The sequence below is a fragment of the Micromonospora sp. NPDC005707 genome, from assembly GCF_040631005.1.
In the GTDB taxonomy this organism is placed as follows: domain Bacteria; phylum Actinomycetota; class Actinomycetes; order Mycobacteriales; family Micromonosporaceae; genus Micromonospora.
The window spans coordinates 545322-555906 of the sequence record NZ_JBEXYR010000001.1 but is presented as its reverse complement, the minus strand read 5'-3'; the positions used below and the strand labels follow the sequence as shown (position 1 = coordinate 555906).

The 10585-nt window shown below is 71.6% G+C and carries 10 protein-coding genes; 5 read left to right on the top strand and 5 right to left on the bottom strand.

Features of this window, described 5'->3' with window-relative positions; all coding sequences use genetic code 11:
- Nucleotides 1–196: 196 nt before the first annotated feature.
- The gene (locus ABZ452_RS02530; RefSeq protein ID WP_357938182.1) at nt 197–673 is read left to right on the top strand and encodes a hypothetical protein; all 477 of its coding nucleotides are present in this window, start codon (nt 197–199) and stop codon (nt 671–673) included.
- Nucleotides 674–791: 118 nt separating this feature from the next.
- Here the strand turns inward: ABZ452_RS02530 and ABZ452_RS02525 are convergent, their stop codons facing one another.
- On the bottom strand, nt 792–1766 hold the full coding sequence (locus ABZ452_RS02525; RefSeq protein WP_357938139.1) for a helix-turn-helix domain-containing protein: 975 nt from the start codon (nt 1764–1766) through the stop codon (nt 792–794).
- Between the two features lie 70 nt (nt 1767–1836).
- On the opposite strand from ABZ452_RS02525, the gene ABZ452_RS02520 reads away from it, so the two are divergent.
- Entirely contained in the window at nt 1837–3132 is a 1296-nt protein-coding gene (locus ABZ452_RS02520) for an MFS transporter (RefSeq protein ID WP_357938137.1), read from the top strand.
- A 4-nt stretch (nt 3133–3136) separates the two neighbouring features.
- On the opposite strand, the gene ABZ452_RS02515 is transcribed toward ABZ452_RS02520, so the two are convergent.
- From ABZ452_RS02515 to ABZ452_RS02505, 3 genes are read right to left on the bottom strand one after another with little or no spacing between them, the layout of a single operon-like run.
- Nucleotides 3137–3856, bottom strand: coding sequence for an RICIN domain-containing protein (locus ABZ452_RS02515; RefSeq protein ID WP_357938135.1), 720 nt, complete (start codon nt 3854–3856; stop codon nt 3137–3139).
- Between the two features lie 58 nt (nt 3857–3914).
- Nucleotides 3915–4199, bottom strand: a complete 285-nt coding sequence (locus ABZ452_RS02510; protein WP_313722905.1) for a DUF427 domain-containing protein — start codon at nt 4197–4199, stop codon at nt 3915–3917.
- A gap of 40 nt (nt 4200–4239) precedes the next feature.
- Complete coding sequence (locus tag ABZ452_RS02505) at nt 4240–4710, bottom strand: YbaK/EbsC family protein (RefSeq protein ID WP_357938132.1); 471 nt, start codon at nt 4708–4710, stop codon at nt 4240–4242.
- Nucleotides 4711–4803: 93 nt separating this feature from the next.
- Between ABZ452_RS02505 and ABZ452_RS02500 the strand changes: the two genes are divergently transcribed.
- Together ABZ452_RS02500 and ABZ452_RS02495 are read left to right on the top strand one after the other, a co-directional pair.
- Nucleotides 4804–6189, top strand: a complete 1386-nt coding sequence (locus tag ABZ452_RS02500; RefSeq protein WP_357938130.1) for an FAD-binding oxidoreductase — start codon at nt 4804–4806, stop codon at nt 6187–6189.
- The gene (locus ABZ452_RS02495; RefSeq protein WP_357938128.1) at nt 6186–7529 is read left to right on the top strand and encodes a class I SAM-dependent methyltransferase; all 1344 of its coding nucleotides are present in this window, start codon (nt 6186–6188) and stop codon (nt 7527–7529) included. The genes ABZ452_RS02500 and ABZ452_RS02495 overlap by 4 nt, the downstream gene beginning before the upstream one ends.
- Nucleotides 7530–7536: 7 nt before the next feature.
- Here ABZ452_RS02495 and ABZ452_RS02490 read toward each other — a convergent pair whose 3' ends face one another.
- A complete protein-coding gene (locus ABZ452_RS02490) occupies nt 7537–8415 on the bottom strand; it encodes an alpha/beta hydrolase (RefSeq protein WP_357938126.1) in 879 nt (292 codons plus the stop codon).
- Between the two features lie 356 nt (nt 8416–8771).
- On the opposite strand from ABZ452_RS02490, the gene ABZ452_RS02485 reads away from it, so the two are divergent.
- Nucleotides 8772–10541 (top strand): hypothetical protein, encoded by a 1770-nt coding sequence (locus ABZ452_RS02485; RefSeq protein WP_357938124.1) that lies wholly within the window; start codon nt 8772–8774, stop codon nt 10539–10541.
- Nucleotides 10542–10585: the final 44 nt, after the last annotated feature.

The following is a 10585-nucleotide window of genomic DNA, read 5'->3' as shown; positions in this document are numbered from 1 at the left end:
GTCGGGACCGTTCGAGCACCGCGTCCGGGGGTGGGGTGCCGGCCAGCGGCGTCTCCGGATCTTGGACAGTTTCCGTTCGAGGCGAACGGCAACTTGCCAAGATCGCGACACGTCGGAAGCCCCCATCCGGGTGAACACGGCGGGGTACCCGCGGTGGGGGCGTCGCGGGCGGGGGTTGGATGCGGGCATGGACGAGGTGGACGCCGCGGCGTTGCGGCGGGCGTACGAGTCGGTGCTCGCGGAGGTGGACACGGGCGGCTTCGGGCCGCCCCCGGACGGGGAGTTGAGCGCCGAGCAGATCGTGGCGCACCTCGCCGCCAACGACGAGCTGATGAGTGAGGCGACCGAGGCGGTGCTGGTCGGCTCGCCGTTCGCCTACTACGACCTGGAGACCATCCACCGGCCGCAGCTCGACGCGCTGGTCTCCGAGTGCGGGGGCCTGGACGGGCTGGCCGCCCTGCTCCGGGCCACCAGCCAGAAGCTCTGCGCCCTCGCCGACCGGCTCGGCCCGGCAGCCGAGACCCCGGTCGACACGGTGCTGCGGGAGGGCTTCGACCTCGACGTGGACGAGTCCCTGCCCTGGGGCCGCGCGCTCGACCTGCACACCCGCGTCCATCTCCCCATGCACCTGGCCCAGCTCCGCGCCCTCCGCCGCCAGCCCCACCTCGCCTGACGACAGGAAGCCGCCGCCGCACCGAGCTGTCACCGCACCGAGCTGCCAGCGCACCGAGCTGCCACCGAGCCTTGCAGGCACCGAGCCGGGCCGGCCAGCGGACCGGGGAGGTGCCGGGTCAGGGGGTCGGGCGGAAGGTGCGGCGGTAGGCCGTCGGAGCGACTCCGACCCGGGAGTGGAAGTGCTGGCGCAGGGCGGCGGTCGTGCCGAACCCGGCGTGCCGGGCGATCTGGTCGACGGTCAGGTCCGTGGTCTCCAGCAGCTCCCGGGCGTGTTCGGTGCGCTGCTGGAGCAGCCACTGCGCCGGGCTGAGCCCGGTCTCCGAGCGGAAGTGCCGGGTGAAGGTGCGGACGCTCATCCGGGCGTGCGCGGCCAGCTCGCGCAGGGCGACCGGTTCGTGCAGCCGCTGCCGGGCCCACTCCCGGGTGGCGGCGGTGCCGGTGTCCGCGGTCCGGGGGACCGGGCGTTCGATGTACTGGGCCTGGCCGCCGTCGCGCCACGGCGGCACGACGCAGCGCCGGGCCGACCGGTTGGCGACCGCGCTGCCGTGGTCGGTGCGGATGACGTGCAGGCAGAGGTCGATGCCGGCGGCCACCCCGGCCGAGGTGAGCACCCCGCCGCCGTCGAGGAAGAGCACGTCGGGGTCGAGGTCCACCTGCGGGTGGAACCGGCGGAACCGGTCCGCGTACGCCCAGTGGGTGGTGGCCGGGCGGCCGTCGAGCAGGCCGGCGGCGGCCAGGACGAACGCGCCCGTGCAGATCGACATGATCCGGGCGCCCCGGTCGTGGGCGGCGCGCAGCGCCGCCGCCACCGAAGGGTCCAGCGTCCCGTCGGTCAGGGGCGGGCCGTCGTGGATGCCGGGGACGATCACCGTGTCGGCGGTTTCCAGCAGCTCCAGGCCGTGGTCGGGGAGCACCTGGAAGCCGGCGGCGCTGCGGACGGGCCGGCCGCCCGGGGTGCAGACCTCGACGCGGTAGAGCGGCGTGAGGTCGCCGGTGCGGGCGGTGCCGAAGACCTGGGCCGGGGTGCCCAGGTCGAGGCCGACCACGCCGTCGAGGGCGAGCACCGCGATCCGGTGCGGCACGACAGTCATGGCCCGATTATTGCGCACGATGGCTTTCCGGCCACTCGCCGGGCCGGCCCGCCCCGCCGAAACTCGGAGGGTGACACGACACCGTCTGCATCCGGCCTGGCTCGTGGCCGGCGTCTCGTTCGTCGCGCTGGTCGGCGCGGCCGGCTTCCGCGCCACCCCGGGGGTGCTGCTGCACCCGCTGCACGCCGAGTTCGGCTGGCCCCTGGCCACCATCTCCGCCGCCGTCTCGGTCAACCTCATGCTCTACGGCCTCACCGCCCCGTTCGCCGCCGCGCTGATGGACCGGTTCGGCATTCGCCGGGTGGTGACCGGCGCGCTGCTGCTGGTCGCGCTGGGCAGCGCGCTGACTGTGGGGATGACCGCGAGCTGGCAGCTGATCCTCTGCTGGGGCGTGCTGGTGGGGCTGGGCACCGGCTCGATGGCGCTGGCTTTCGTGGCGACGGTCACCGGGCGCTGGTTCGTCAAGCGCCGGGGTCTGGTCACCGGCGTGCTCACCGCGGGTGGAGCCGCCGGCCAGCTCGTCTTCCTCCCGCTGGTCGCCGTGCTGGTGCGCGATCACGGCTGGCGGGTGGCGGCGCTCGTCGTGGCCGGGGCCGCGCTGGCGGTCGTACCCCTGGTGGTGTGGCTGCTCCGCGAGCACCCGGCGGATCTGGACGTGCCCGCCTACGGCGCGACCGAGGTCGTGCCCCCGGCGCCGCCGGCCGGCGGGGCGGCGGCCCGGGCGGTCGGCGCGCTGGCCGCCGCCGCGCGGACCCGGCCGTTCTGGCTGCTGGCCGGCGGCTTCGCGATCTGCGGTGCGACCACCAACGGCCTGGTCGGCACCCACTTCGTGCCGGCCGCGCACGACCACGGCATGCCGGAGACCACCGCGGCGGGCCTGCTCGCCCTGGTCGGGCTCTTCGACATCGCCGGCACGGTCGCCTCCGGCTGGCTCACCGACCGGGTGGACAGCCGGCTGCTGCTCGGCGCCTACTACGCGCTGCGCGGCGCCTCGCTGCTGGTGCTGCCGAGCCTCTTCACCGGCTCCGCGCGGCCGAGCATGCTGGTCTTCATCGTCTTCTACGGCCTCGACTGGGTGGCCACCGTGCCGCCCACCGTGGCGCTGTGCCGGGAGTGGTTCGGCGTGTCGGGGGCGGTGGTCTTCGGCTGGGTGTTCGCCGCCCACCAGGTCGGCGCGGCGCTCGCCGCGACCGGCGCCGGGCTGGTCCGCGACCGGCTCGGCGACTACGCCCCGGCCTGGTACGTGGCCGGCGCCCTGTCGATCGGTGCGGCCGGGCTCTCCCTGCTGCTGCGCCGCCGGGGCGACGAGCCGGCGTTCGCCCTCCCCGTGGCGGTCGGCCGCCGGGCCTGGAGCTACCGGGGCTGACCGGTCAGCCGGCCGCCCACTGCTGCTCGGGGGCGCCGTTGCAGGGTGCCTGTTCGAGCTGGCTCCCGGCCTCGGTGCCGGCGTCGTCGACCTGGGCGCACTTGCCGCTGTGCACGGCGACCAGCAGCACCGGGCCGGACCCGGTCGGGTTGAGCTTCCACTGCTGGTTGGCCTGGCCGTTGCAGGACCACTGCACCAGGTCCGTGCCGTCGTCGGTGCCCTGCCCGAACACGTCCAGGCACTTGCCGCTGGCCGCGTTGACCAGGACGTAGGTGTCGGCGGCCACCGGGGTGACCACCCATTGCTGTTCCGGCCCGCCGGTGCAGTCGGCCAGCGCGGCGTGCGCGCCCTCGGGGTCGTCGCCGGTCACCCCGAGGCAGAGGTTCGAGGGGACCCCGCGGATCACCTTGGGGGTGGCCGCGGGGGCCGCCGGGGTGGTGGGCGCGGCGCTCGGCGAGGGCGCCTCCGTGGTGGGCGCCGCCGCCGTCGTGGCCGGCGCCGCGCTCGACTCGCTCGCCGCCGGGGTGGGCACGGCCGCCGCCGGCACCACCGGCTCGTCGCCGCCGCCGCCGAGCACGCCCGTGGCGAAGAACACCCCCAGGAGTACGCCGACCACGGCGACGCCCAGCGCGATCCGCATCAGCGGGTCCTGCGGCAGCCCACGGCGGGCCGGCCGGCGGCCGCCGTAGACGGTGCCGGACGGATCGGTGCGTGGGTCTGCCATGGGGGCATCCTGACCCACGGGGACGGTCGGGAGCCAGTCGCCCCGGCGACGGGGTGACTCAGTCGACGACCCGTACGTCCTTCCAGAACGCCACCCGGTCGCGCACCATCTCCGCGTCGGGCTTCGGGTCCGGGTAGTACCAGACGGCGTCCGGGCTGGTCGCGCCCGCGTGTTCGAGCGTGTAGTAGGAGGCGGTGCCCTTCCACGGGCAGACCGTGTGGGTGTCGGAGTCGCGGATCAGGTCGTCGCGCAGGGCCGAACGGGGAAAGTAGTGGTTGCCCTCGACCAGCACGGTGTCGTCGCTCTCCGCGACGACCAGGTCGTTCCAGACGGCTTTCGGCATGCCCTCCACGCTATGCCGGCGGCCGGGCGGCGGCCACCGTTCAGCGGGCCGGTTCCGGGTCGGTGACGTCGGCCACGGTCGCCTCGAGCGCGGCGAGGGCGGCGTCCGCATCGACGGCGACGGCCACCCCGTGCTCGCCCGCGCCGAGGGTGATCTCCCGGCCGCGCAGCCGCTCGTCGGCGACCACGGGCCAGGCGGTGCTGGCGCCGAACGGGGTGATGGTGCCCCGCTCGTAGCCGGTGACCGCCCGGGCGGCCGCCGCGTCCGGCATGGACATGCGGCTCACCCCGAGCAGTTGGCGCAGCTTCGGCCAGGAGACGACCCGGTCGCCGGGGGTGAGCACGAACAGGTGGTCGTCCTCGCCGCGCCGGACCACGATCGTCTTGACCACGTCGGGAACCTCGACGCCACGCGCCTGCGCCGCCTCGGCGAGGCTGCGCACCGGGCCGTGCCGGATCACCCGGTAGGGCAGGCCGGCGGCGTCCAGGGCGGTGAGCGCGGGGGAGGGCATGCCCGCCACGGTAACCCGCTGATCTCCGGGCGGCCCCGAAAAGGCCACCGTGGACATCCCACGAATTGTCGTACCCAGGCGTAAGGTCATCTCATGCACGCTGTCCGTGATCATGAGCGGGCGGTGGACGCGCTGCGGCGGTCATACGCCGCGGTGCCCGCCGGAGAACCCGTACGGCTGGCCAAGCAGACCTCCAACCTCTTCCGACCCCGATCCGCGCCGCGCACCCCCGGCCTGGACGTCAGTGGGCTCACCGGGGTGCTGTCGGTCGACCCGGACGCCCGGACCGCCGACGTGCAGGGCATGTGCACCTACGAGGACCTGGTCGACGCGACCCTGCCGCACAACCTCATGCCGCTGGTGGTGCCGCAACTGCGCACGATCACCCTCGGCGGTGCGGTGACCGGGCTGGGCATCGAGTCCACCTCGTTCCGCAACGGCCTGCCGCACGAGTCGGTGACCGAGCTGGACATCCTCACCGGGGCCGGTGAGCTGCTCACCGCCCGGCCGGTGGGCGAGCACGCCGACCTGTTCCGGGCCTTCCCCAACTCGCTGGGCAGCCTCGGCTACTCGACCCGGCTGCGCATCGAGCTGCAACCGGTCCGCCGCTACGTGGCCCTGCGCAACATCCGGTTCAGCCGGCTGGAGGAGCTGACCGACGCGATCGCCGAGGTGGTCGCCAAGGGCTCCTGGGAGGGTGAGCCGGTCGACGGGATGGACGGGGTGATGTTCAGCCCGGGCGAGGCCTACCTGGTGCTCGCCACGTTCACCGACGAGGCCGACGGCCCGCCGAGCGACTACACCGGCCAGGACATCTACTACCGTTCGCTGCGCCGGCGCACCCGGGACGTGCTCACCACCTACGACTACCTGTGGCGCTGGGACACCGACTGGTTCTGGTGCTCGGCGGCGTTCGGTGTGCAGAACCCGGTGGTCCGCCGGCTCTGGCCCCAGCGCTACCGGCGCAGCGACTTCTACCACCGGCTGGTGCGCCTGGAGCACCGGCACCAGGTGGCCGCCCGGGTCGACCGCTGGCGGGGCCGGCCGGCCCGGGAGCGGGTGGTGCAGGACGTGGAGATCCCGCTCGCCGGCACCCCCGAGTTCCTGCGCTGGTTCGCCGGGACCGTGGGGATGACCCCGGTGTGGCTCTGCCCGCTGCGGCTGCGGGAGCCGGCCGGCCCGGGATCCTCCCGGGCGTGGCCGCTGTATCCCCTCCAACCGGGCGAAACCTATGTGAACATCGGTTTCTGGGGGAGCGTGCCGATCGCCGAGGGCGCCGCCGACGGCGACGTCAACCGGGAGATCGAACGCGCGGTGTCGGAGGCGGGCGGCCACAAGTCGCTCTACTCCGACGCGTACTACGACCGGGCGGCGTTCGACCGGCTCTACGGCGGGGAGACCTGGCGCGCCGTGAAGGAACGCTACGACCCGGACCACCGGCTGACCGGACTGTACGAAAAGGCGGTAGCGCGAGCATGAGTCTGACCGACCGAACACCCGGGGCGGCGAGTGCCCCGGCCGGCCCGCCGGCGGGGGGCCGGCGTGGCGGACCGACCGTGGCGGACGTGATCCGCGCGGTCACCACGGGCGACCTGCCCGTGCGCATCACCGGATACGACGGCAGCGCGGTCGGCCCGGCCGACGCCGGGATCACCCTGGCCATCCGCTCCGAACGCGGGCTGTCCTACCTGCTCACCGCCCCCGGCGACCTGGGCATGGCCCGGGCCTACGTGAGCGGCGACCTCGGGCTGGAGGGCGTCCACCCGGGCGACCCGTACGAGGCGTTGCGGGTGCTGAAGGACGAGCTGCCGCTGCGGATGCCGCCGGTGGGCGAGGCGCTCACCCTGGTGAAGGGGCTCGGCTGGGAGCGGCTGCTGCCCCCGCCGCCCCCGCCGCAGGAGGCCGCGCCGCGCTGGAAGCGGGTGGTGAACGGGCTGCGTCACTCCCGGACCCGGGACAGCAACGCCATCTCGCACCACTACGACGTCTCGAACGCCTTCTACGAGAAGGTGCTCGGCCCGTCGATGACGTACACCTGCGCGGTCTTCCACAGCCCCACCGACACGCTGGAGGAGGCGCAGCGGGCCAAGTACGACCTGGTCGCCGGCAAGCTGGCGCTGAAGCCGGGGATGCGGCTGCTCGACGTCGGCTGCGGCTGGGGCGGCATGGTCCGGCACGCGGCGCGCGAGTACGGCGTCAAGGCGCTCGGCGTCACCCTGTCGCGGGCGCAGGCCGAGTGGGCGCAGGCCGCGATCGAGCGGGAGGGGCTGGGCGACCTGGCCGAGGTGCGCCACCTGGACTACCGGGACGCCCCGCGCGAGCAGTTCGACGCGATCTCCTCGATCGGGCTGACCGAGCACATCGGGGTGCGCAACTACCCGGCCTACTTCGGGGCGCTGCGCAGCCGTCTCAAGCCCGGCGGCCGGCTGCTCAACCACTGCATCACCCGGGCCGACAACCGGGCCCCGCACCGCTCCGGCGCGTTCATCGACCGGTACGTCTTCCCGGACGGCGAGCTGGCCGGCCCGGGCCGGCTGGTCAGCGAGATCCACGACGCCGGGCTGGAGGTGCACCACGAGGAGAACCTGCGCCAGCACTACGCCCTGACGCTGGCCGGCTGGTGCCGCAACCTCGTCGAGCACTGGGACTTCTGCGTGGGTGAGGTGGGCGCGGGCACGGCCCGGGTCTGGGGGCTCTACATGGCGGGCTCCCGGATGGCCTTCGAGCGCAACGGCATCCAGCTGCACCAGGTGCTCGCCACGCACAACGGCCCGCAGGGGGAGAACGGCTACCCGCTGCGTCCCGACTGGACGCCCTAACCGAGTCTCAGCGTCCGTGCACCCACATGGTCCCTTGACTACCCATTATGAAGTTGTGGCAGTTGGAAATGGAGACCGAGGCCCGGGGTGGTTGGCTGCTATCGCCGCCCCGGCCCGGCTCCGCATCCTGTTCCGGCTTCCGCTTCAGCGACCGTGGGCTGGGGTCGGTTGGCTGGCCCTCCCGAACGCCCAGGTGATCGAGCATCATCTGCTTCAGACTAGGAAATGTTAAGTATCCGCCATCATCCGGGCGAAGGACCGTGAAATGATCACCGGCCAGCATCTCCACCTGTGGGAAGTTGCCCTGAGCGGAGGCGGGTGGCACGATCCTGTCTTCGGCGCCGGCATAGACGTAGACAGGTATCGGACAGTCCCGGGACGTTGTCTGAGTCGCGAACACAACCTGTCTGAGTACCACCCGCTGAGCGTCGTTGACGTCAATGTTGAGTGTCTCGAGATCTCTGATCTGGGGGTGGCGTCGAAGGTTCAGCAGCTGGCGGACTCGGTACATGTAATTGCTTCCGTCGTGGGGGCAGGCCAACATCGCTATCGCCCGGATGTGTGCCAGCTCCTGACCGCGTCCCTCGTTCAACATCCAGGCTAGGAAACGTTGCACCACGAGGCCACCCTGGCTGTGCGTGACGATGACCGCCGGCCGTCGGCCCACTTGTGCCCGTAGGTAGGTCGCGAAGAGTTGCCCGAGGTCGCGAAAGCCTGGCACTCGCCGTGGTGTGACACGTGGCGACAGCTTCGGCGAGGGGTAGTCGAAGTACCGCAGGCGAAGCCCGATCAGCTCAGGATCCGACGTGATCCGCTGCGCGAGGGGCCGCCAGGTGTCCGAAGAGGACCAGAGGCCGTGTACGAAAACCGCATCCGCGTCGAGCATGGCTACCTCTGAGGGGTTGATGGACCCGTGGCCGGCACGGCTAGGAGGCTGACGAGTGCCGGGAGGCCGACGATACAAGGAGCCGGGGCAATTCGAGACTACACAAGGGACTTGGATCTTAGTTTCCCAGGGTGATGCGCCTCTCATCGACTCGCAGTTGTGCTCCTGTTAACCTGCCATACCCGATAAAAATCAGTTGATCTCCCTTGCCCTGTGGTCATCGCATCATTCGGGAGGTTCCTTTGTCGAGTGCTTCGGAGAATGCGAATCGGGATCAGCCTGGCGGTGGCCCAAGGCCGACGGCGTCCACGCGGATAGAGGATTCTTCATTTTTCATCTACGGTGATCATGGCAGGTTGGACTACCGGCCCCAGACGATCAATTTCGGCCCTCTAGACCTGTGGGCCGATCCGCATTTCCGTGAGGAGCGCGTTGCTGCGCGCGTCGGTGAGCAACTCCGGCTCAGGCTAACCGTGCACAACCCCGGTCACGAGGCCCGGCGGGTCAGCCTCGACGTCACTGGCCCGGCCGCTCGCTTCAGCCGCATGCCGTCGTGGGTCACCGTTCCCGCCAGAGGTGAGTGGAGTGACGATGTGGTGTTCCTGGCGGGCGAGACCGAACCGCCGGCTGGCGCGGACACGTGGTTGAAGGTGACGGTCCGGCATGACGGCTGCATAGCGGGCACGGCGACTGCTCGAATCGAAGTTGAGCCGCTCGCGCGGCTGAGCCTCTCCGTCACACGCACGACAAAGCGACTCACTCCGGCGGTGCTGGAGGCGGCGGTTGAGGTGACCAACGTGGGCAACATCGCACTCCGTCGCGTCCAGGTAGGTGCACGTGATGCGGCGTCATCGCCCGGCGGCCGCCGGCTCGGCATCAGCCAACAGGTGCTCGACCTTGCGATCGGGCAGACCGAGATGGCGGTGGTCACTGTCTCGCGACCATTCTTGGGCTGGCGCGCCTCACGGGTTGCGCTACTTGCGCACGGGGATGGTGTCGAGATCGACGGCCCGCTGCTGCGTACGCCGCCGCTGATGCGCGCGCCCGCGGTGGTTGCTGGTTGCCTAGCGCTCCTGGTCGGCGTCGCGGCGGCCCTGTTGCCGGGTCTCGGAGCTGCGAAGGAGGATGCGGGCGGAACCCCGGTGGTGACAATGCCCTCGGGTGGCCTCGTGCTCGCCCCGCCGGTTGACCTCGTCCTGGACCGGCCGGTCGGGGACGACACGGAGCGCCGACCGGTCCTCGTCGACCGGAACGGCGACCGAACCATCCTACCGGCGGGGGGTGCCGTGGAAGTCGCGGTGAAGGTGCCTTCCGGGTGGCTCATCAAACGGCGGGACATGAGTGGTGGTCGCGTCCTCCTCCTCGCGCGCGACGGAGACGAGCAGGAGCCGATGCGACTGGCCGACGGGCCTAGGCTCCTGTTCTGGGTGGACGGGGCCGGTGAGCGGGTGGTCATCGACCAGCGGCAGGGGCAGGACGAGCACGTCGAGTTGCTCAGCCTCAAGACGAACGATCGACAGCGGTGGATCCTGCCCGCCCGCACGTCCATCGTTGACTGGATGGGTAGGGCTCTTTTGGTCCGGGTTGCGGTGGCATCGGGTAGCTCCCACCTCGACTATTGGTATCCAGACCGGCGCTACGAGCCGGAGCCTGGCCGGACGGGTGATTCGGTGCTTGGTGTGGTGGACGAGAATCTCGTCGTCACACGCTCGAACGAAGGCGGACAGCAGTGCTTCGCTCATGTCACCCTCAAGACCGGCTTCGCGCCGGTGCGGCAACCGCGGTGTGATCTGCCGGTGAAGCTTGACTCGAAAAGGCTGGCTAGTGCCTGGTCCGGCCTTTCGCCGGACGGGTCGACCGTCGCACTGCCGGGAGTCGACGGAAAACTCTACCTCGGCACCCGTGACGATCTGCTGGACGACGGACTTCCGGTAGCCGCGGACGGAGTCGCTGGAGAGTTCGTCGACCTGGAATGGCGTACCCAGTCCTCGATCTCTGCGCTGGTTAACGACAGAGCCGAAATCCTGACCTGTGACGTGCCCACTGCAAAGTGCGCCAGCAGCCCAGCCCCTGCGGCTGATGGCCTGTCGGTGACTGACCTGGTCGCGCGGCTTCCCCTGACGTAGCGAACGGCTGTCGACAGTCGCTGGCAAAGGCCGTGCGTTTCGCA